The sequence below is a fragment of the Bacillus sp. 220_BSPC genome (assembly GCF_001054655.1).
GTDB lineage: Bacteria > Bacillota > Bacilli > Bacillales > DSM-1321 > Peribacillus > Peribacillus frigoritolerans.
On record NZ_JVPL01000078.1, the window covers coordinates 14,992 to 36,363 of the forward strand.

Consider the following 21,372-nt stretch of genomic DNA (forward strand, 5'->3'; position numbering starts at 1 on the left):
TGCCTGATCCTTTTACTTAGAGCCATTGTCCAAAAGATATCGAACTTATAATCCAATTGAAAAGGGGTATTATACATGGAACAAACTATTAAACTCAATCCACGTGTGCAAGAATTCTTGAAGGGCACTAAAAAGCTTTTGATAAATGGGGAGTTGGTGGAAGCTGCTTCAGGAAAAACCTTTGAGACTCTCGATCCTTCAAACGGCAAGGTTTTAGCGGTTGTGAGTGAAGCAGGTCCGGAAGATGTAGATAAAGCAGTCAAAGCAGCCCGTACGGCTTTCGACAATGGTCCTTGGAAAAAAATGAGTGCATCGGAACGCAGTCGCCTCATTTATAAATTAGCGGACCTCATGGAGGAACATAAAGAGGCGTTAGCGCAATTGGATACCCTGGATAATGGCAAGCCAATTGGCGAAACCACTAATGCCGATGTCCCCCTTGCAATCGATCACTTCCGTTATTATGCGGGATGGACCACTAAGATAGTAGGACAAACCATACCTGTTGCTGGGAATTACTTCAATTATACCCGTCATGAAGCGGTTGGAGTGGTAGGACAGATCATCCCTTGGAATTTCCCTCTACTTATGGCCGCATGGAAATTAGGTGCAGCCCTTGCCACCGGATGCACGATCGTTTTAAAACCAGCGGAGCAAACGCCGCTTTCAGCCTTATATTTAGGACAGTTGGCGCTTGAAGCAGGTTTTCCTCCTGGCGTTCTCAATGTCATACCTGGATTTGGTGAAACAGCAGGGTCACCGCTTGTAGACCATCCAGAAGTCGATAAAATTGCCTTTACAGGTTCAACCTCGGTAGGAAAAATGATCATGCGCCAAGCTTCTGGAACCGTGAAAAAAATCTCGTTGGAATTAGGCGGGAAATCACCTAATATCATTCTACCGGATGCAGATATGAGTAAAGCCATTCCTGGTGCTTTAATGGGCATCATGTTTAATCAAGGACAAGTATGCTGTGCCGGTTCACGCCTGTATATTCAAAAGAAATCCTATGACAACGTGGTGGCTGATTTAGTGTCCCATGCAAAAAACATTAAACAGGGGGCAGGTCTTGATCCAACTACCCAGATAGGACCTTTGGTTTCCGGTGAACAATTGGAACGAGTGGGCAGTTATATTGAAAAAGGAAAGTCTGAAGGAGCTGAAGTGGTTACCGGGGGCAATTACGGACAAGGAGAGGGTTATTTTGTAACACCTACAATTTTTGCTGGCGTTGAAGATGAAATGACAATCGCTAAAGAAGAAATCTTCGGTCCAGTTGTAGCTGCCATGCCTTTTGATGATTTGGATGATGTGATAAACCGGGCAAATAACTCAGAATATGGATTGGCTGCAGGTTTATGGACACAAGATGTAAAAAAAGCCCATTATGTGGCTAATGAATTAAAAGCCGGAACAGTTTGGGTAAACTGCTATAACGCTTTTGATGCAGCTTCTCCATTTGGCGGTTATAAACAAAGTGGAATCGGTCGGGAAATGGGCAGTTATGCTTTGGATAATTATACGGAAGTCAAAAGTGTATGGATTAACTTAAACTAAAATAACAGAGTGAACGCTCCATATGATCATTTAGCTCAAATACCGTTATTGAAATGCATGTTATCGCTTGCTTAAAAATTCGCAAAAAGGTATACCAAAGTACGGGCTTTGGTATACCTTTCTTGTTTTGTAACTTATAGGGCTTAAACAAAAAAAGAGACCTTTCATTTTCGAAAGGTCTCTTTATATCCATCATCCATTACGTTCAATTTGCATTTTATCTCTGTTTGCTTTTTCTTTTTCGATATTTTTCTGTCTTGAAATCCCGGCAAACAGGATTCCAATAACCACTATCGCTTCAAATCCATATTTAATGAATGGATTTGCAAAGTAGTCGTGCATGAAAGGTTCAGCTACGATCATTTTAGCAGCTGTCCAGCCTAGTATTCCCGCACCAATTATTATGATGAATGGGAAGCGTTCGATCAGTTTCAGGATCAAAGTGCTTCCATACATCACTACTGGAATTGATACAAGTAAACCGATTACCACTAAAGTGAAGTTACCATGAGAAGCACCTGCAACAGCTAGGACATTGTCCAATCCCATCAATGCATCTGCAATAATGATGGTTTTTATAGCAGCCCACATCGAGTCTGCAGGCTTCACATCATGTTCTTCTTCATCGATAAGGAGCTTATAAGCAATCCATACAAGAAGTAATCCCCCTATTAAATGCAGTCCTGGCACCTCTAATAGCCAAACAACCAACAGCGTTGCGATGATCCTTATCACTATTGCCCCGACCGCTCCCCAAATTATCACCTTTTTTTGCTGTTCTTTCGGAAGCTTTCTTGCAGCCAATCCAATAAGGATTGCATTATCACCGGCTAGAACTAAATCTATCATAATGATCGCTAAAAGTCCTGAAATGAATTCACCTGTTAAAAAATCCAACACAATTTCCTCCTTTTTCACAAAAATAAAGAGACCTCTGCCAAATATGGCAAAGGTCTCGCTAAGCACTAAATGAATTAGGCCAATAAAGCCGGTGGGATTCCCACGTAATGACGACTTTATTTCAGGTTATCCCTGACGCTACTCCCCTTCACGGGAATATAAGAATATGTAATTCTTTTAATATCTTTTCATTAGGAAACTAACAAGAAAAAATATCACTAATCCAGTATACCAAAAATACAAATAAAATAAAGAAAAAAATACGAGATAGGGAGAATATTCATGAAATTAATTTTACTAAAATCCTTTCAAAGGCTAATTTCAGTCGATCATCCCTTCTAGATATTGGCATAATTCGTTTCCTAGGTTCGGGATACCGCTCAAATCCTTCCCCCATAGATATTGATTACTTAAGGTCGCCTCTATCAATTGTCTAAGCGGGATTTGCCCCCTCTCATAACTAAGCCATTGTTCACTGAAAAATTCAATTGTCTTTATATCGTCTCTAACGACATAATCTTTACCCGCAAAGCTTTTACCAAGATAAGTCCCCTTCATTTCATTAACCCTATAAAATCGGATCATGCCCGAAAATCCTCTTACGATACAGTCGGGCAGCGTGCCTTTCGACCTTTGATATTCCTCTAATGTAGGCAGGAGACGAACTTTGAACTTAGAAATGCTATTCAACGAAATATCGGTCAGGAGGTGATGTACAAAAGGATTCTTAAATCGCTCAAGAACACTTTCCCCATATAGCTTCATCTCATTTTGATCAAAGGGTAATGAAGGAATTATTTCCTTTTCGATGGCATTGCTCAGAAATTGGTTGAATTCCGGATGATCGATTGCCTGTTTCACTTCTTCCAATCCAGATAAAATCCCTAAAGGAGCCAACAAGGTATGTGAACCATTAAGTATCCGTACCTTCCTCATTTGATAAGGCGTTAAATCTTTTACCCAACGCACATTCAATCCGGATTTTTGTAAAGGAAGACGTTGATCAATACTAGGGTCACCTTCAATAGCCCATAAATGGTAGGGTTCTGCCGTATTTAGCAGAGTATCCTTATATCCCCATGCCGCAAATAGTTTTTCTGACTCATTGGCTGGGAACCCTGTAACGATTCGGTCTACAAGCGAGTTTAGGAAGAGATTGTCGCGGTCCACCCACTCAATGAATGACTTGGGTAAATCCCAATCCCTGCCATGCTTAAGAACACATTGCTTCAATGAATCACCATTTCTCTCTAAAAGCTCACATGGAAGCATGATCAATCCTTTTTTCGCATCTCCATTGAAATGCAGATAACGGTGATACAAAAAAGCAGTCAGTTTTCCTGGAAAAGATTCCATCGGCTTTCCTTCTTCCAAAGGTATCGGCTGATATTTGATTCCTGCTTCAGTCGTGTTGGAAACTACAAATTCCAATTCAGGATTTTCTGATAGTGCTAAAAATTCCATCCATTCTTCATATGGATCAATTGCCTTCGAAAAAACGGAAATGATCTCTGTACTTTCCACTTTCTCCCCTTGGTGAAAACCACGTAACATTAATGTATACAGTCCATCTTGCCGCTTCACTTCTTCAATTTTCCCTTTACCGGCAGGCCGAGGCTGGGTAACTGCAATGCTTCCCTTGAAATGACCTTGTTTATTACACTCATGAATCATCCAATCAAAGAAGCCCCGAAGAAAATTCCCCTCACCAATCTGCAATACTTTTATGGGGAAATCCATCTTAAGTGAGGATTGGACAGCTTTTGTATCTTTACGCAAACGCTTTAGTTGACTTTTATTTATGTTCAATGATAAAAGAACTCCTTTCTTATTGAAATATCCAATTCAGAGTGCGAACTAACAGCATACCTAATGCTTATATTTCGACAATCGCCTTGATCACTTTAGCTTCAGGAGTTAACCACCCTTCGAATTGATTGATCATTTCATCCATATGTGTGCGGTGTGTAATATACTGGCTCATATCCAGCTTGTCATTCTTCAGCGTATTCACGACAAAATCAAAGTCTTCCTTTGTTGCATTACGGCTTCCCATCAATGTAAGCTCTTTACTGTGGAATTCAGGATCATTGAAGGTAATATCCGCTTTAACTAAACCTACATAAATCAATCTTCCCCCGTGAGCAGGATATTTAAATGACTCCATCATTGAATTAGCATTACCTGTAGCATCAAATACCACGCTTGGCATATCTCCATTCGTCAATTGGGCCAATTTCTCCATTGGATTCTCCATAACGTTTATAGTATAATCGGCATTTGCCCATTTTCCAGCAAACGCAAGGCGTTCATCATTTACATCCATTGCGATCACCTTCGCACCCTGTTCTTTAGCTAATGCCATGACTCCCAAACCAATGGGACCAGCACCTATTACTAGTGCAAATTCCCCTTTATGAATAGCGGCGCGCCTGACTGCGTGAGCTCCGATACTTAAAGGCTCTATCATTGCGGATTGATCAAGTGTGAGACCTTCTGTTTTCACCAAATGATTATAAGGAACCGTAATCCACTCACTCATGCCTCCTTCAGCATGTACACCCAACACTTTCATATCCGTACAACAGTTCGTTTTTCCACTTCTGCAAGCCAGGCATTTTCCACATTCCATATAGGGGATGATCGATACCTGATCCCCGACACTAAGCCCTGATTCATTTTCCGGTATGGACTCAATTAAACCGGATAATTCATGGCCAAGTATTCGAGGATAGCTAAAAAAGGGCTGATTACCTCCATAGGCATGGATATCCGTACCGCATATACCTATGCGTCGCACACGAATCAAAGCTTCCCCTGAGTTTGGAATAGGTTTTTCCGATTCGATCATCTTAAATTCAAAAGGTTGTTCACAAACGATACTTTTCACTGAATAACACTCCTTTTTTTATAGCTTAATATAAACCGTGTACTATTAGAGAATGACACCTTCTTTAAAGATGCTTATCTCCCTATATCCGAATTTTTCATTATTCGTTTTCTTTTTACCGGATGAAAGCTCAAGAATGTAATGGAATAACTCGTCATTTAATTCATCGATCTTTTGACCTTCAATCAACCGTCCGGCATTATAATCAATCCAATGCTTTTTACGATTGGCTAATTCTGAATTCGTAGCTATTTTTACAGTTGGCACCGGTCCGCCGAATGGTGTTCCTCTTCCCGTAGTGAATAGAACGATATGTGCGCCGGCTGCTGCCAAAGCCGTCACCGAAATCAGATCATTTCCAGGGGAATTGATCAAATTCAAACCATGCTTCACCACTCGTTCTCCATATGGACTTACATCCACTACAGTGGCATGGCCCCCTTTTTGCGTACATCCAAGTGATTTTTCCTCCAGTGTACTTATGCCGCCTTCCTTGTTTCCAGGTGAAGGGTTTTCATAAATTTCTTGATCATGGCGAATGAAGTACTGTTTGAAATCATTAATAAGGCCAACGATTTTCTTAAAGGTTTCTTCATCCCTTGCCCTGTTCATCAATATCGTTTCCGCTCCAAACATCTCAGGAACCTCTGTCAATATCGTGGTCCCGCCATTTTCCACTAATAAGTCGGAAACAGCACCAACCAATGGATTAGCGGTAATGCCTGAAAAACCATCTGAACCCCCGCACTTCAAGCCTATTTTCAACTTTGAAACAGGTACGGTCTGGCGTATGAACCCTTCCGCATATTCCACTAGTTCACCCATTAAGCGTAAGCCGCTCTCCAATTCATCTTGAACCTCCTGGGCTTTTAAAAATTTAACCCGACTTGGAGGAAATTCGCCTATGACTTCTTTGAATGCTTCGATTTGATTGTTCTCACATCCTAATCCAACTACTAAAACCCCTGCTGCATTTGGATGTTGAACCAAGGCTGCCAATAGTTTCTGTGTATGGGTCAAATCGTCTCCCAATTGAGAACAACCGTAGGGGTGGGAAAAGTGATGAACCCCATCAATTTGTCGATCTTTAAACTGCTCATTTCCCATTTTAGCGAGAAGTTCACATGTTTTATTGATGCAACCAACTGTGTTGATGATCCAGATTTCATTCCGGATACCCACTTCCCCATTTTCACGGATATATCCTTGGAAGGTATGATTTTGACTGGGTCCTTTTGTATTTTGTCTGCTAGGTTGATAGGAATAATCTAATATGCCATGCAAACCGGATGTCAGATTGTGTGTGTGAATCCAATCTCCAATGGAGAGATCTTCTTTAGCTTTTCCAATCGAATAGCCAAATTTGATTACGTCCTCCCCTCGCTTAACCGGATTCACTAACATTTTATGCCCTTTAGGAATGTCATCACGTGCCCTGATATGGATCATTCCCCTATCTTTTGTTTGAATCTTGAGGCTCTGTCCTTTCTGAATCCCCTCCAAGGAAATAACAACATCATCGTTTGAATGCAATTGAACAAATTTATTCATTTTGTTCCCTCCTTATCATGAGTGAAGAAGTTCTAAAGGTAACGTCAATCCATTCCGAAAGCCCTTTCATTTTTCCCTTGAATTTTTTTAATTTTCAAATCTTCTATTAATTTTAACATCAATTTTTGAAATATTAATTGCGTATTTTGCTATAAATATACTCATTTTTGTTGTATTATACTTTCAGGAGATGAACAAATGAAAAAAATCCATAATGCATTAAATCATGATTTACTCTTCCCATTTTCTTTTGTCTATCAAGATACGAAAAGTCCCCAGAATGAATTGTCCGATCATATGCATGACCATTATGAAATTGTTTATGTTTATAACGGTAAAGGGACCTTTTTTATCGGTGATGTATTTTATGATATGCAGCAAGGGGATGTATTCCTGATCCCGAATAATACCATTCATAGGGCATTACCGAATAAGGACGACCCTGTTACCTCCACCATTATCTTTTTCAGTCCCACATTAATATATAAAGATGTGGTTGATGATTCTTTTTCATATTTACATTTGTTTGATCTGACAAAAAAGAGTAAGAATTATAAAATATCATTGCCGCAAAAGAAACAAGTAAAGATGGAAGAACAGCTAGAACTCATCCTGCAAGAAACGAATAGCCGATCGATGGGCTCGAGGCATGCTTGTTTGCTGATCGTTCATCAGATCATACTTGATTTATACCGTATCCGGATAAATGGCAAACAAGAATTATCCGAGGGCAAGAGCTATAGTTCAGAATGGATGAAAGATATTTTAATCTATATTAATGAACATATGGATGAACCATTGACGCTGACGATACTTGCACAAAAAGCATTGGTCAGTCCCGCTCATTTTAGCAGGGTTTTTAAGGAAACGACTGGAATTGGGTTAGTCGTGTATCTAAACACGAAAAGAATCATCAAGGGAAAGGAACTTTTACTGGAAACGAATTACACCATTGCCCATATTGCCGAAATGTGTGGTTTTGAAAGCATGCCACAATTTTATCGTACCTTTAAGAAGTACAATGAAAAGACACCAGCTACATTTCGAAAAGAAAATAGGATCCGCTAGGCATGCCTAATAAACAATTATAATTCATTAAAAATGGAAGTGTCCCCCCTTGATATTTCTTTGGGGGACACTTCCATTCTAACAATCTCTTACACAGGCTTTACTATCGGTCGTACAAAACGGATGACTGCAAGCGATGCAACGATGGCCAATCCACCAGCAAGCAAGAATGCAACTGTGTATGTGCCTGAGGTATCGACAATGTATCCTGTTAACGTCGGTCCGATGATTCCTGCTGTATTTGCCAAGAAATGCATAAAACCTCCAACAGATCCAACATTACCAGGGTCTACGACATCGTTGACGATTGCCCAGTAAATGGCACCAGTCAAATATAGGAAGAAGACGGAAAGTGCGACAAGCGTTACTGCACTGACCGTTGTGGACACAAGTCCAGCAAAACCGATACATACTGCCGATAAGAACAAGCATGTTACTAGCACGAGTTTACGTGAGAATAAAACACCTTTTTGTGCGAATTTTTTAAAGAAGAAATCCGACACGAATCCACCCAAAGCAAGTCCGATGAATCCAAAAATCCAAGGAATCACTGTAATGATACTCATATTTTCCACACTTAGGCCGCGTGCATCCACCAAATAGCTTGGGAACCAAGTTAAGAAAAAGAAGAGAATATAGTTGTAGGAGAAAAAGGCTAGAGCTGTAAATAAAACCGTTTTTTGTTTTAAATAGAAGGTGAATTTCACCTTTCCTTCAGATGTTGCCGCTACATAAGATTTTCCTGTATGTTTCTGTTCTTTTGACTCTTCTGGTTTTTCTTTAACGAACTTCCACCAGCAAATCGCCCATATAAGACCAATTATCATTATGGCAATGAAAGAAACTCTCCATCCATATGAGATGGCTATGAATCCAACTATAGGACCTGCGATTGCGCCACCAAGCGGAGTCCCGCTATTCGTCAAACCAACGACAGAGGCCCGTTGATTTGACGGGAACCAGTTATTCACCATTTTATTGATGGTTGCCGAAAGAGGGCCTTCGCCCATCCCAAACAGGATGCGGATGACGATCATACTGGCAAAACCGACAGCAAGTACAAGCGCACCACTGAATAAAGACCAAACGATCATCGCCACGAAAAGCGTAAGCTTTGCTCCCCATTTATCGGACGCCATGCCTCCAAGGAAGTTAAATACGGCATAACCAACGGAAAAGCTACTAAAAATAATTCCCATCTGCGTGGCTGTTAAAGATAAATCATCTTGGATGAACGGAGCTGCAATGGACAGTGCAGATCGGTCCAGATAATTTATTACCCCTGCCAAGAACAAGAAAACGATAACCATTCCTCTACCATTTGAAAACATAAAGAACCCCCCTATACATTTCTGTAAATGCAGCAGCATTTTTGGAAACGTTTCCATTTAATAACCAAGAGTAAAACCTATATGACTCAAAAACTAAATCGGTTTAGAATCCCCGTAAAAAAAGCGCTTTCTTTTTCACAGGAATTCTTATACCGAATCTAGCAAGAATTCCTTGAAAGCAAAGTCGGTTTCAAGCGATGGACACTTGTATCCTCTTTTCCTGATTTATTGATTTGACTAAGCAGTAACTCCGCTGCCAAGTTTGCCATTTCAATGGCTGGCTGATTAACCGTTGTGATGGTCGGTGTATAGAAACTGGCATACGGTACATCATCGATGCCTATGACCGCTATGTCATCAGGTATATGGATTTCATGCAGTTTCATATAACGCAATACTTCATTAAGTACGATATCATTTCCTGCCAATATGGCTTGAGGCGGCTTTTCCAATTCGAAAAATTCTGAAAGTGCAAGCGGAATTTCATCTGCATTCACGGTTTTTATATAATCAGAATTGACTGGTATCCCATGTGACGCGAGTGAATCCTTATACCCTTGGATCCGTTCGATTCGAGGGCTGATATCGCGTATTATTGAAGTGGTTATGATTGCAATGTTTTCAAAACCCTTTTCAATAAACCGATCGATCGCTAACTTGGAAGCAAGGTGATTATCGAGCATGACTGTAGCAATATTCAATTCTTGGATTGTCCTATCCATGAATACAATCGGGAATTGATCACTCTTCATACGTTGATATAAATCAAGATTGTCCCCTGTGGGGAAAATGATGATCCCATCCACTTGTTTAGCTCTTAGCATTTCAATATAATTCTTTTCCTTTTCAGGATTGTCATCCGCATTGCATACGATAATATGGAACCCTTGTTCATAAAAGTAGTTTTCTATCGCTCTAATAACTTGCGTTGAAAACGTATGAAGGATATTGGCCACCACCACCCCAACGGTAAAAGTGGACTTTTGTTTTAAACTGCGCGCTATTATATTAGGCTGATAGTTTAACTCTTCGATTGTTTCTTCAATTTTTTTCCTGGTTTTTTCACTCATATATTCATAGCGTTTGTTCAGGTATTGGGAAACTGTGCTTTTTGATACTTTCGCGTGATTGGCGACATCAGTAATTGTAATGGTTTTCATTTCATTCATCCCTGTCGTGTGATTTCAATATATAAGGAATATTCTATTATAATAAGTAAAGCTTTACAATCACCTTCCGATGCAGTAAAAAAGTCAATTTCCCCATACCATGGAACTAATTTAATCACGTTAACTTGTTTGCCTTTTTATAGGAGCTGAATTCAGACACCGGAGTATGCCATGAAACCACCATCGACCGGTACCGTAATTCCTGTGACAAAGCCCGAGTAGGATTCATCAACGAGCCAAAGCAACGTTCCAAGTAAGTCTTCAGGCTGCCCAAAACGCTTCATGGGTGTTGAAGTAATGATTTTATTAGACCTTGCTGTCAGACTGCCATCTTCATTAAGCAGAAGATCCCGATTTTGCTTCGTCAAAAAGAATCCTGGAGCAATGGCATTCACCCGTAAACCTGCTTCGGCAAAATGTACAGCCATCCACATCGTAAAATTATTTATCGAAGCTTTGGCCGCACTGTATGCAGGCACTTTAGTCATCGGAGCGTAGGCACTCATGGATGATACATTTACGATAATTGGTGCTTCCACTTGCAATAACTCTTTCCCAAAAACCTGACTGGCCAAAAATGTACCAGTGAAATTACTGGCAAAAACCTGGGAGAAACCATTTTCATCTAAATCAAAAAAGGATTTCCCTTCCGCTTCTTCCCCATATTTCTCTGGTGCTGTAATGGCATCAGGATGATTGCCTCCCGCTCCATTTATTAATAGATCCACTCTTCCGAACGATTCTATTATTTTTCCTCTTGCATTCTCCAATGAGGCTCTATCCAATACGTCTGCTGCTATGGATATCGCAGTGCCCCCTATTTGTTCAATGAGTTCGACCACTTCTTGCCCTTTTTCGGCCGTTCTGTTCAATATAGCTATCCTGACACCATGACGGGCCAATTCCACAGCCATTTTCGAACATAAAACACCGCTGCCCCCAGTGATCACTGCCACCCTGTTCGATAAGTTTTCATGGATGGGAATCATGATTTCCCACCTGATTTACCAGCTTCATATGCATCCCATAATCCGAGCAAATACATGATGCCCAATGCTCGGTCATATAAACCGTAACCTGGGCGACAATCTTCACCCCAAATATGGCGGCCATGATCCGGTCTGACATAACCAGTATAATTCTGCTTATTCAATTCTTCCACGACGCCCTGTATATTGATGGATCCATCCTGGGTATGATGGGATGTTTCCACAAAGTCACCATTTTCATAAATCTTCACATTTCGAATATGGGAGAAAGGCGAACGATTTGCATACTTTTTAGCCACTTGGACCATATCATTTTCAGGGTTTGCCCCCATCGATCCAGTACACATGGTAAATGCATTCGACGGTGAGTCCGAAATCGAAATCAGTTTTTCATAGCTCGATTCTCCGGTGATGATTCTTGGCAAGCCAAAAATGGACCATGGCGGATCATCCGGATGAATAGCCATTTTAATGCCGCAAGCCTCGGCAACAGGTAATATTTCTTTAAGGAATATTTCAAGATTGGCCCATAGTTGCTCTTCGTCGACAGTTTTGTAAGCTTCGAATAATTCAGAAATCCGATCCATCTTTTCTGGTTCCCAACCTGGTAAAGTTAAATCGGAAGCTTCCGTCACCGTACGAATCAAATCTTGCGGTTCTAACGTATCCACTTTCGCCTTTTCATAAAATAGGGCAGTTGAGCCATCTTCCAAAGGATGGAACATTTCCGTACGAGTCCAATCAAAAATCGGCATGAAGTTATAACAAATGACTTTCACTCCAGCTTCCGAGAGATTTCGGATCGTCTCTTTGTATTTCTCAATATATATCATGCGGTCTTCGTTACCCATTTTAATCGATTCATGGACATTTACACTTTCTACAACATCCGTGTGAAAACCAAATGATTGGATATATTCGATTTCTTCTTTAATTTCTTCCTTTTCCCATACCTCACCAACAGGTTTTTGGTGTAGTGCCCATACGATCCCTTTCACACCAGGAATCTGTTTAATGTGCTCCAATGTAACGGTATCATTGTCTTTCCCATACCATCTAAATGTAATGTTCATCATGCACCTCCGTCATTCCGCAATCTTTTGCATATATTTTCCGCTTAATTCCACTGCTGCTTCATAGCCGCCATTTTGATAGGCTTTGTTCAAGTCACTGCCGATTCCGATTGCTACCGCACCTGCATTCAGCCAGTCCTTCATGTTATCCAAATTAATTCCGCCGGTTGGCATGATTCTTACATTAGGCAGTGGACCATTAACCGACTTGATGAAAGAAGGTTCAAAATGGTTTGCCGGAAATAACTTCAAAACATCACAACCTGCTTCCATTGCCTTAGCCATTTCTTTGATTGTCATGCAACCAGGCATATAGGGAATGCCGTATCGATTACAAAGTTCGGCCACTCCATTGACAAAATAGGGACTGACGATAAAATTGGCACCAGCTAAAATCGCATGTCGAGCCGTTTCAGAATCAAGTACCGATCCTGCTCCTAAGAGTGCATCCGTATTCTGCAGTTCTTTGAAAGCCTCTTCAATTCCCGGTGTTGTATAAGTCAATTCTATTGCCCGAACACCGCCTTCCACAGCTGCTTTAGACAGTTGTGCCGCTTCCTTTGCATCCTGTCCCCGGATAACAGCTACAACTTTCGTTTCCTTTATTCGATGAATGATTGAATGTTTGTCCATACTCCTGCCCCCCTTTAATTAAAAACGATGATCGCTTTTCGAACTTGTTCGGGATGATTTTCCACAAAATTAAATGCTTCCTGGATATCATCCAGCGAAAAGGTATGGGTTATTAAACCTTCTTGTCTGAGTTTTCCTTCATTTAAAAGTTTAACTACTTTTGGGAACTGATTGGTTTGCAACCTAGATCCTTTAACCGATACTTCCTTTTTGGTGATTGGCAGTTGGGAAACCGATGCAGGCCGTTCATCAAAACCGAGTACGACAATCCGGCCCGCCGTTGATACGACATCAATGGACAATTTAAATGTCATCGGCAAGCATACTGCATCTATGACGACGTTGGCACCTTCTCCATTCGTCCATTCTTCCACTCGTTTTTGAACATCTTCTTTTCCCGCATGGACGGTGATATCGGCGCCGCTTTCTTTAGCGAATTCCAAACGCTCCTCACTTAAATCCGTGATCATCACTGATGCTCCTTGAAGCTTTGCCATCTTTAATATGCAAATCCCAATAGGCCCAGCTCCCTGGATAAGCACTGTTTCCCCTTCCTCCACTTCGCCTCTCCAAACGGCCTGTGCGCCGATTGTATATGGCTCAGCCAATACTATTTCTTCCCAAGCTAACGCTGAATCCACAACATGTAATTGTTTCTCGGGAAGGACGAACCATTCTCTCATACCACCATCTTCATGTACGCCAAAAACGGACAGTTTTTCACAAACATTTTGGCGGCCTTTGCGGCAGGCGTAACACTTCCCGCAGTAACTGATGGGCTCAATAACAACATGGTCCCCAACTTTTATGCCCACGACGCCTTGTCCAATCTCCACAACTTCTCCCGCTACTTCATGCCCGACGACTCGCGGCAGCGTAGCAAGAGGATTCGTACCATGGTAAATATGCATATCCGATCCACAAATCCCGACTCTTTTTACTTTTACAAGGACATCCGTCGAGTTCGAAATCCGTGGTTTTTCCACTTCTTGTATGATAAGTTCATGAGCTTTCCGTACTTGAACCGCTTTCATTTCTCCCACCTACTTTGTAAGAAATTCATAAACACTTGATGCTATCGTAATACCTTGTTTCAGGTTTTTTTCTTCATTGATTTGTTCAATCTCACCCGGTACATATACGCGATCGAACCCTGGAGCAGGTTCAACCTGTTGCAGCTCTTCAATCATTTGATCCATTTGCTCTAAAAATATATCAGTATCTGTAAAGAATGAAGGATTAATTACACAAAAATAATGCCCCAGCTTTCGTTTCTTATCAAGATCGTCATACATTTTCCCAATGTGCGGGCCAAATGCCGCACCGGCCAATAATCCAGAAAACACATCTACAATTACTGATAGACCATAGCCTTTCGGGCCTCCGAAAGTGGAAAGGGAAACGACTTTATTCGGATCCGTGACCGCAGCTCCATTTTCATCGACACCCCATCCTTCAGGGATTTCCTTTCCTTCTTCGCGTGCCTGGAGAATTTTCCCCCATGCAACATTGGATGTTGCCATATCAAGAATATAGGGTTTCTTCGTTTTGGCAGGAACTCCGTAAGCGATTGGGTTGGTACCAAGAAATGATGTTTTTCCCCCGAACGGGACCACAATTTTATCGGTATGTGACATCGCGATGCCAATCAACTTTGCATCAGCGGCTTTTTGAACGAAATAGCTTAGCGCTCCGCAATGGCTGCTATTAAAAACAGTCACCATGCCCACGCCATTTTCTCTCGCCATATCGATTGCATGGTCCATGGCCACGTCACTAATCACATGCCCAAATCCATCATCTCCATCAACTACACCGGTAACGGGCCCTGTCTTTTGGAAGGAAATCTGGGCTTCGGGATTTATACCCCCTGCCTGTAAACGGTTCACATAATGCTCTGTTCGCAAAACACCATGGGAATTTACATTTCTGAGATCAGCATGAACCAATACTTCCGCAATTTTTCCGGCAGTTTCTTCATTCAAACCCACTTTGGTCAGCTGCTGTATAACTAATCGTTTTGCTTCCTCGGCTTGTATCGTTACTGTTGCCATTTCATTCCCTCGTTTCTTTCAGTCATCTATCTTTCTATAACGGCCTCATTCTGTATGAAAGGCATTACTTCATCCAAATATGGTAATCCTTCATTGTCCCCTGCAACAGTGGTGACAAGAGCCCCTACACCATTTGCGAATGCCAATCTTTCATCAATTGATAAACCATTAAGGTATCCGTAAATATAACCGGCATCATAACCATCTCCCGCACCAACTGTATCTACAGGTATTACAGGGAAAGCTTCTTTTTCATGCCATTCACTTTTGGTATATAGTTTTGAACCATGTTTCCCGTCCTTAATGACAAGCTGATCAATAGCATTCACCTTTGCGAATTCCGCCAAAGACTCTTTTGAGTCAGTACCGATGATCAATCTTATTTCTTCTAAACCTGTAAGCAAAATATCAACATATGGAAAAATATCATAGTAAACTGATCTTGCTTCCTCGATGGTCCATAGCTTTAAGCGGATATTCGGATCAAAAGAAACTGGTATATTTTTTTGTTTTGCAATTTCCATTACCCTCTTGGCAATGTTGACATTTTTCGGATCTATAGCCAAAAATACTCCAGTAAGGTGGACTATATCAATCCCTTCAAACATCTTCTCTGTTATATCTCCAGGGTTTAATGTTAAAATGGGAGATTGATAGCGGTAATAAAATGTCTTTCCGGAACCATCTTCCCGAATTTCTTTAAAGTTAAGAGATGTTGGATATCCATTTACATAGGCCACATCACTCATGTCCACGCCTTCCCCACGAGCAAAATTATAAATAACTTTACCGAACTCATCCTTGCCTAAACGGCTTATCCATTTTGACCGCAAGCCTAGCCTTGCACAGCCAATCGCAAAATTCAGTTCAGCGCCTCCTACTTTTCGCTCAAAACGGTTAACGAATCTTAAAGGTCCTGTCTCTTCCGGATTTAGCGTAATCATGGCGTCGCCCAGCGTTAAAACACCATATTTTGATGACAATACAGTACCTCCTTCTTACGAACATTCACAAATGGAAACAAAAACATTTGATCATATCACTTTCATTATGCTTATTAGCTAAATCGATTTAGTTATTTACTAAACCGGTTTGGTAAATCATAAGGAAATTGTAAATGAAAACCCTATCAAAAACAATAGAAAAGTTTGATAATTTATAATTTTATTTTTATTCGATACTATTTCATATGATATTTCAGCTGATTTTACGATAAAACAGTGATTGACAGTTTCAGATTTTTTTCATTCAAATTTACTCTTTGCTATTAATTTGGAGAAAGTTGTATAATATATCAATTGTTAAATAAGTTTGAAAGGTTGTTTGGAATGAGTTTTTTGAAAATATACATCTTACTTACCGGAATAATGATTACATGGGGGTTAAATGTCTCAGTTATTAAAATTTTAGTTGCGCATACGCAGCCCGTAACGATAACTTCTATGAGAATTTTCACTGCTTCTCTTATCGTCATTATTATCCTTTTCTTCTTTGGACTAATACGCCTTCCTAAAAAAAGTGAACTTTTTTACGTTTTTGGAGGAGCACTTTTAAGTGTAGTTTTTCATCATTATTTTTTAGCTGAGGGATTGACGAAGACTTCCGCCTCGAATGCTGGATTGATTTTGGGCATGGGGCCAATATTGACTGTCATTTTGACCATGATTTTCTTTCGAAAAAAACCCACTTTAATCAAGCTGCTTGGCTTTATATGCGGTTCCCTGGGTGTGAGTTTTACCGTTATGGCAGGAAGCGGAGGAATTCATTCTATTAATCTTGGGGATGTGGATATTTTGCTTTCCATTCTTTCACAGGCATTGAGTTTCATCCTCATTAATAAAGCCTCAAAAACAATGGATCCACGATTACTAACCGGCTACATGATGCTGATCGGGTCTTTTATTCTTTTTGCCATCAGCTTATGGAAGGAACCAGAGGGCTTATCTTCCCTGGCAACCGCACCGCCATCCATCTGGGGAGCTTTCTTTTTCTCCGCTATTTTTGCCACCGCCCTCGGGCACATGAGCTATAATTATGCCATTGGTAAGGTAGGCGCAGCCGAATCATCCATATTTCTTAACTTAAACACCTTATTCTCTTTGTTAGGAGCAGCATTTTTCCTTAATGAAGCCCTTGTGCCTGCACATTTCATCGGACTTATCTTCATTGTTTCAGGAGTATTGCTTGGCTCTGGTGCAATTGAAATATGGATTCTCCAAAGGAAAAATAAACGTTTATCTGCTAACAGCCGGAGCAGAACCTAGATTTCTTGACTTGTAACATATTAACAGATCCTACGACACTTCCATTCTTATAAAAATGGCAGTGTCATGGGGTCTTATTTTTTTTGTCCATCCCTTCTTCCAACTACAAATTTTTGCAGAATAATAATTGGAGATTCATTTCCGTTACAATATACCCAGAAATTAGCTTGGACATGTCCATTGAAGTGTTCCCATTAAGCCAAGCCTTTTTGTCAGTTGTGGCCCTTTTCTTTCTGAGAAACCTCCTAGAAGACATAATGTCTTCTTAGATGAATTAATAAAAATGAAAGAGGCTGTCCATGGGTTACAGACAGCCTGAGATTACAGTCATGCTTATAAAGTAAATCAATTAGCCCAGAGCGCAAACAAACCTTCTGTTACACCCAATTTGTATATATAATAAAGTCCGAATGAAAAACTTATAGCTCCCGCCAGCTTGATGAAGATTCGGTTTAAAACGATGTCCTTTCCATTCAAAGCAAACGGTATGCCTAGTAAAGTTGTAAAGCACAGCATGCCAATAATAGTTCCCGCGCCAAATATTATTATATAGATGGACCCTTGGCCTATTCCGGTTACGGTCGACATCGTTAGAATGACCATTGCGGCACTGCCCGCGAGACCATGGACGAACCCAATTAAAGCAGACACCAAAAAAGGGCGAAATCTATCCTTGTCGTTCGTAATATCAGGGCGCGCTTTAAATAAACTTCTCGCCCCTAGCATAACAAGCATAATACCTACGCCGAATTCCAGCGTCATGCTTAACGACTCTGGAATCTCCCCTTTCATCCAAATGAACATCATACCTATAAGAAATAGCGTACATGTATGACCTATACCCCAATACACCCCCGTTAGAGTGGAACGCGATAATTTTTTCGTATTTCCTGCCGTGGTTGCTACCGCAATAACATGATCCGGCTCTAACGAATGCTTTATCCCTAATATGAATCCAAATGTAAGAATCGACACCAAACTCATTTCTCTTTGACCTCCCCGAGACACTTCCATACTTCTTCATACACCCTTTTAAGAGGTATGTTGTTCTGTACGGCAATTTTACGGCAATCTTCATATTCAGGTGCCTGCTGCAAGGTCAATCCCTCATGAATCCCTCTCTTTATCGTCACTTCCCCCCATTGAGTATTCACATTGAAAAAAGAGCGCTCAAGCCGGTGCACGGTAAGAGGGTAGTAGCGAATGCCGAGAGTCGTCGTTTCAGCAAATAATATCTTCTTCATTTTCGAAATCTCCTGCTGTGAACAGAGAAGTTGCAATAATATCCCCGGTCGATTTTTTTTCATATAGATTGGCGTATAAAATACATCATTTGCTCCTGATTCGAACAACAAATCCATTACATGCCCCAGCCATTCACCGGAAATATCATCTAGATTCACTTCCATTTTTACCATTTGTTCATCAAGATGCTCATGATCAGGCGGGCGGTTCATTGAGTCTCCCCTATGATAACGCGAAGGACGTTCGGATGATTTTCAAAAGTTTTTGTGCCCGCACCATAGCCAATCGATTCGACATTCATGGCTGGAAGCGAGCCAAATGTTTCAGCCAAAACCGCAGCGATGGCAGCACCGGTCGGCGTTGCTAATTCAGAACGAATATCGTTTGAGGCAATCGGTACCCCCTTTAATATTTCAAGAGTGGCAGGTGCAGGAACAGGATATATTCCGTGATCAATATGTACATGTCCAGATCCCGTTGGAATGGCTGATGACTGAACTGATTCAATACCTAGCTGATCGATTAAAATTGCAGCCCCGATTATATCTATTATTGAGTCTACCGCCCCCACCTCGTGAAAGTGAACTTTATCAAGAGGAAGCCCGTGTATATGCCCTTCCGCTTCACCAATCTTTTTAAAAATGGCGAGTGACATGTTTGCTACCGATTCATTAAAGTTCGCCTCATTGATAGCTTCTACAATTTGTTTGTAGGTACGGCTGCTGTGATGGCTGTGAGGTACATGGCTATGGTTGTGTTCATGTCCATGACTGTGTTCGTGTTCATGGCTGTGGCTGTGTCCATGACTGTGTTCTTGTGCATGGCTGTGGCTATGTTCAGGTGTTTGCTCTGATTTACTGGTAAGAATGACATGAAATTTAGTACTCGTAATGCCATTTTTGACGACCTTCCCCCATGACAGATTATATTCTTCATCTATGTTCAGCTTTTTTAACTCTTCTTCCATTTGTACAGGGTCTGCACCTGCATCAATCAACGCACCAATAACCATATCTCCGCTTATGCCGGAAAAGCAGTCAAAATATAAAGTCCTCATCACAATTGACCTCCTTTTTATGTACGAGTTTGTATATAATGGCTGCATTGTAGGCTGCACCAAATCCATTATCGATGTTCACCACACTTACACCCGATGCACATGAATTGAGCATTGATAAAAGGGCAGATAAACCGTTAAAATTAGCACCGTAACCAATACTTGTCGGCACAGCAATAATTGGATTCGTGACAAGGCCTCCTAACACACTTGGAAGTGCCCCTTCCATTCCCGCGACACAAACTGATACGGTAGCACCCCTTATTTCGTCTATATTATCAAGGAGGCGATGAAGCCCAGCAACGCCAACATCGTATATACGCCTGACAGGAATACCTAGAGTTTCGGCCGTTACGGCTGCTTCTTCAGCAACAGACAAATCTGATGTCCCGGCGCATACAATTGCAATATATGAATCAACGGATTTCGGCTTTTCTCTAACCCAAGCAAGTGTCCGTGCAATCTCGTTATATTCAAAATCACTACATTCTTTTTGTACAAATACCGCTTTTTCACGAGAAATACGAGTCACAAGCACAGAATCATTCCTTGTCCGCAGCGATTGGACAATCGTTAAAATTTGTTCAGCAGTTTTCCCTTCCCCAAACACAATTTCTGGAAAGCCTTGTCTCCTTTTACGATGATGATCGATTTTCACAAACCCTAAATTTTCATAGGATGCAAGTTTTCCCTTCGCTTCCGCAACTGTCAATGAACCCTTTTGAACCTGCTCCAAAATATCGTCAATCATGACATTTCTTCCTTTTTAAGCGCCATATTCATACTTCCGCTTGTATAGCCCGTGAGATCCATTGATACATACTTATAACCAAATTGCTTCAGCCGTTTCGTGATCGCCACATGGTATTGAAGCACTCGTGGCATATCATCGGGTTCAACTTCAATTCGGGCAGTATCTTCATGGGTCCTGACTCTTACCTGATGAATATCCAGTGATTTTATGTAAGCCTCTGATTTATCAACTTTGGTCAATTTTTCCTTCGTAATGATATCACCATATGCTATTCTTGAGGATAGGCAAGCAAATGACGGTTTATCCCAGGTTGGCAATCCGGCTTGCTTGGACAATACTCTTATTTCTTCTTTGAATAAATCGGCTTCTAGAAGAGGTCCCCTGATTCCTTTTTCTTTAGCTGCTTTCATGCCTGGACGAAATTCGTTAGCATCATCAGCGATAACTCCATAAATAATATTATTAAATTCATATTCTTCAAGAATAGGAAGCAGGTGGTCAAATAAACTACTTTTACAAAAGTAACAGCGATTCTGATTGTTTTCTTTATATCCAGGAATGGCCAACTCCGAAGTTTGAATGACACGATGGTTGGCACCAATCCATTTTGATAGCATAATGGCTTCTTTCAACTCACTCGATGGATAGGTTTCCGAATCCGCTGTAACGGCTAACACATTATCATAACCCAGAGTATCAATAGCGACTTTTAGCAAAAACGTGCTGTCCACCCCTCCTGAAAAAGCGACCACAACCGACTCCATTTTTTGAAGAATATCCTGCAGATTTCTGTACTTTTCTAGTAACATATCACTTTTCCCCTTTCTGGTTTATCTG

At 40.9% G+C, this 21,372-nt stretch carries 20 protein-coding genes; 3 read left to right on the plus strand and 17 right to left on the minus strand.

What is annotated here, in order from left to right:
* Positions 1-75: 75 nt before the first annotated feature.
* On the plus strand, positions 76-1,557 hold the full coding sequence (locus ADA55_RS04420; RefSeq protein ID WP_048679651.1) for an aldehyde dehydrogenase family protein: 1,482 nt from the start codon (positions 76-78) through the stop codon (positions 1,555-1,557).
* Between the two features lie 192 nt (positions 1,558-1,749).
* Here ADA55_RS04420 and ADA55_RS04425 read toward each other — a convergent pair whose 3' ends face one another.
* The 4 genes from ADA55_RS04425 to ADA55_RS04440 all read right to left on the minus strand — a co-directional run bounded on the left by ADA55_RS04425 (position 1,750) and on the right by ADA55_RS04440 (position 6,898).
* Positions 1,750-2,454, minus strand: coding sequence for a TerC family protein (locus tag ADA55_RS04425; RefSeq protein WP_048679653.1), 705 nt, complete (start codon positions 2,452-2,454; stop codon positions 1,750-1,752).
* Between the two features lie 324 nt (positions 2,455-2,778).
* Complete coding sequence (locus ADA55_RS04430; RefSeq protein WP_053087362.1) at positions 2,779-4,266, minus strand: tagaturonate reductase; 1,488 nt, start codon at positions 4,264-4,266, stop codon at positions 2,779-2,781.
* 67 nt (positions 4,267-4,333) lie between these two features.
* The gene (locus ADA55_RS04435; protein ID WP_048679655.1) at positions 4,334-5,347 is read right to left on the minus strand and encodes a zinc-binding alcohol dehydrogenase family protein; all 1,014 of its coding nucleotides are present in this window, start codon (positions 5,345-5,347) and stop codon (positions 4,334-4,336) included.
* Positions 5,348-5,392: 45 nt separating this feature from the next.
* Positions 5,393-6,898, minus strand: a complete 1,506-nt coding sequence (locus tag ADA55_RS04440; RefSeq protein WP_048679657.1) for a UxaA family hydrolase — start codon at positions 6,896-6,898, stop codon at positions 5,393-5,395.
* 198 nt (positions 6,899-7,096) lie between these two features.
* On the opposite strand from ADA55_RS04440, the gene ADA55_RS04445 reads away from it, so the two are divergent.
* Positions 7,097-7,966, plus strand: a complete 870-nt coding sequence (locus ADA55_RS04445) for an AraC family transcriptional regulator (protein ID WP_048679659.1) — start codon at positions 7,097-7,099, stop codon at positions 7,964-7,966.
* An 89-nt stretch (positions 7,967-8,055) separates the two neighbouring features.
* On the opposite strand, the gene ADA55_RS04450 is transcribed toward ADA55_RS04445, so the two are convergent.
* From ADA55_RS04450 to ADA55_RS04485, 8 genes are all read right to left on the minus strand, one after another.
* Positions 8,056-9,297, minus strand: coding sequence for an MFS transporter (locus ADA55_RS04450; RefSeq protein WP_048679661.1), 1,242 nt, complete (start codon positions 9,295-9,297; stop codon positions 8,056-8,058).
* Positions 9,298-9,455: 158 nt separating this feature from the next.
* The gene (locus ADA55_RS04455; protein ID WP_048679665.1) at positions 9,456-10,457 is read right to left on the minus strand and encodes a LacI family DNA-binding transcriptional regulator; all 1,002 of its coding nucleotides are present in this window, start codon (positions 10,455-10,457) and stop codon (positions 9,456-9,458) included.
* Positions 10,458-10,618: 161 nt separating this feature from the next.
* Entirely contained in the window at positions 10,619-11,455 is an 837-nt protein-coding gene (locus ADA55_RS04460; RefSeq protein ID WP_048679670.1) for an SDR family oxidoreductase, read from the minus strand.
* Positions 11,452-12,528 carry a mannonate dehydratase gene (gene uxuA, locus ADA55_RS04465; RefSeq protein WP_048679674.1) on the minus strand — a complete coding sequence of 359 codons (1,077 nt, stop codon included), beginning with the start codon at positions 12,526-12,528 and terminating at the stop codon, positions 11,452-11,454. The genes ADA55_RS04460 and uxuA overlap by 4 nt, the downstream gene beginning before the upstream one ends.
* 12 nt (positions 12,529-12,540) lie before the next feature.
* Entirely contained in the window at positions 12,541-13,161 is a 621-nt protein-coding gene (locus ADA55_RS04470) for a bifunctional 2-keto-4-hydroxyglutarate aldolase/2-keto-3-deoxy-6-phosphogluconate aldolase (RefSeq protein WP_048679678.1), read from the minus strand.
* Between the two features lie 14 nt (positions 13,162-13,175).
* On the minus strand, positions 13,176-14,195 hold the full coding sequence (locus ADA55_RS04475) for a zinc-binding alcohol dehydrogenase family protein (RefSeq protein WP_048679683.1): 1,020 nt from the start codon (positions 14,193-14,195) through the stop codon (positions 13,176-13,178).
* Positions 14,196-14,204: 9 nt separating this feature from the next.
* Entirely contained in the window at positions 14,205-15,215 is a 1,011-nt protein-coding gene (allD, locus tag ADA55_RS04480; protein ID WP_048679687.1) for an ureidoglycolate dehydrogenase, read from the minus strand.
* Between the two features lie 26 nt (positions 15,216-15,241).
* Positions 15,242-16,198 (minus strand): sugar kinase, encoded by a 957-nt coding sequence (locus ADA55_RS04485; protein WP_048679691.1) that lies wholly within the window; start codon positions 16,196-16,198, stop codon positions 15,242-15,244.
* A 345-nt stretch (positions 16,199-16,543) separates the two neighbouring features.
* On the opposite strand from ADA55_RS04485, the gene ADA55_RS04490 reads away from it, so the two are divergent.
* Positions 16,544-17,479, plus strand: coding sequence for a DMT family transporter (locus tag ADA55_RS04490; RefSeq protein WP_048679696.1), 936 nt, complete (start codon positions 16,544-16,546; stop codon positions 17,477-17,479).
* Positions 17,480-17,824: 345 nt separating this feature from the next.
* Here ADA55_RS04490 and ADA55_RS04495 read toward each other — a convergent pair whose 3' ends face one another.
* Genes ADA55_RS04495 through larE form a run of 5 tightly spaced genes read right to left on the minus strand, consistent with a single transcriptional unit; the run spans position 17,825 to position 21,344 of the window.
* Positions 17,825-18,463 carry an urease accessory protein UreH gene (locus tag ADA55_RS04495; protein WP_105718812.1) on the minus strand — a complete coding sequence of 213 codons (639 nt, stop codon included), beginning with the start codon at positions 18,461-18,463 and terminating at the stop codon, positions 17,825-17,827.
* Positions 18,460-18,936 (minus strand): nickel insertion protein, encoded by a 477-nt coding sequence (gene larC / locus ADA55_RS30930; RefSeq protein ID WP_048679706.1) that lies wholly within the window; start codon positions 18,934-18,936, stop codon positions 18,460-18,462. The genes ADA55_RS04495 and larC overlap by 4 nt, the downstream gene beginning before the upstream one ends.
* A complete protein-coding gene (locus tag ADA55_RS30935; RefSeq protein ID WP_048679710.1) occupies positions 18,933-19,781 on the minus strand; it encodes a LarC family nickel insertion protein in 849 nt (282 codons plus the stop codon). The genes larC and ADA55_RS30935 overlap by 4 nt, the downstream gene beginning before the upstream one ends.
* Positions 19,762-20,532, minus strand: a complete 771-nt coding sequence (gene larB, locus ADA55_RS04510) for a nickel pincer cofactor biosynthesis protein LarB (RefSeq protein WP_048679713.1) — start codon at positions 20,530-20,532, stop codon at positions 19,762-19,764. Before larB ends, ADA55_RS30935 begins: the two co-directional genes overlap by 20 nt.
* Positions 20,529-21,344, minus strand: a complete 816-nt coding sequence (larE, locus tag ADA55_RS04515) for an ATP-dependent sacrificial sulfur transferase LarE (RefSeq protein ID WP_048679715.1) — start codon at positions 21,342-21,344, stop codon at positions 20,529-20,531. Before larE ends, larB begins: the two co-directional genes overlap by 4 nt.
* Positions 21,345-21,372 lie beyond the last annotated feature (28 nt).

Coding starts and splice junctions, on each gene's coding strand:
- ADA55_RS04495 (WP_105718812.1), bottom strand. CDS start 18,463: ATGAGTTTGGTGTCGATTCTTACATTTGGATTCATATTAGGGATAAAG.
- allD (WP_048679687.1), bottom strand. CDS start 15,215: ATGGCAACAGTAACGATACAAGCCGAGGAAGCAAAACGATTAGTTATA.
- ADA55_RS04475 (WP_048679683.1), bottom strand. CDS start 14,195: ATGAAAGCGGTTCAAGTACGGAAAGCTCATGAACTTATCATACAAGAA.
- larB (WP_048679713.1), bottom strand. CDS start 20,532: ATGATTGACGATATTTTGGAGCAGGTTCAAAAGGGTTCATTGACAGTT.
- ADA55_RS04455 (WP_048679665.1), bottom strand. CDS start 10,457: ATGAAAACCATTACAATTACTGATGTCGCCAATCACGCGAAAGTATCA.
- ADA55_RS04445 (WP_048679659.1), top strand. CDS start 7,097: ATGAAAAAAATCCATAATGCATTAAATCATGATTTACTCTTCCCATTT.
- larE (WP_048679715.1), bottom strand. CDS start 21,344: ATGTTACTAGAAAAGTACAGAAATCTGCAGGATATTCTTCAAAAAATG.
- ADA55_RS30935 (WP_048679710.1), bottom strand. CDS start 19,781: ATGAGGACTTTATATTTTGACTGCTTTTCCGGCATAAGCGGAGATATG.
- larC (WP_048679706.1), bottom strand. CDS start 18,936: ATGAACCGCCCGCCTGATCATGAGCATCTTGATGAACAAATGGTAAAA.
- ADA55_RS04420 (WP_048679651.1), top strand. CDS start 76: ATGGAACAAACTATTAAACTCAATCCACGTGTGCAAGAATTCTTGAAG.
- ADA55_RS04440 (WP_048679657.1), bottom strand. CDS start 6,898: ATGAATAAATTTGTTCAATTGCATTCAAACGATGATGTTGTTATTTCC.
- ADA55_RS04460 (WP_048679670.1), bottom strand. CDS start 11,455: ATGATTCCCATCCATGAAAACTTATCGAACAGGGTGGCAGTGATCACT.
- ADA55_RS04470 (WP_048679678.1), bottom strand. CDS start 13,161: ATGGACAAACATTCAATCATTCATCGAATAAAGGAAACGAAAGTTGTA.
- ADA55_RS04490 (WP_048679696.1), top strand. CDS start 16,544: ATGAGTTTTTTGAAAATATACATCTTACTTACCGGAATAATGATTACA.
- uxuA (WP_048679674.1), bottom strand. CDS start 12,528: ATGAACATTACATTTAGATGGTATGGGAAAGACAATGATACCGTTACA.
- ADA55_RS04450 (WP_048679661.1), bottom strand. CDS start 9,297: ATGTTTTCAAATGGTAGAGGAATGGTTATCGTTTTCTTGTTCTTGGCA.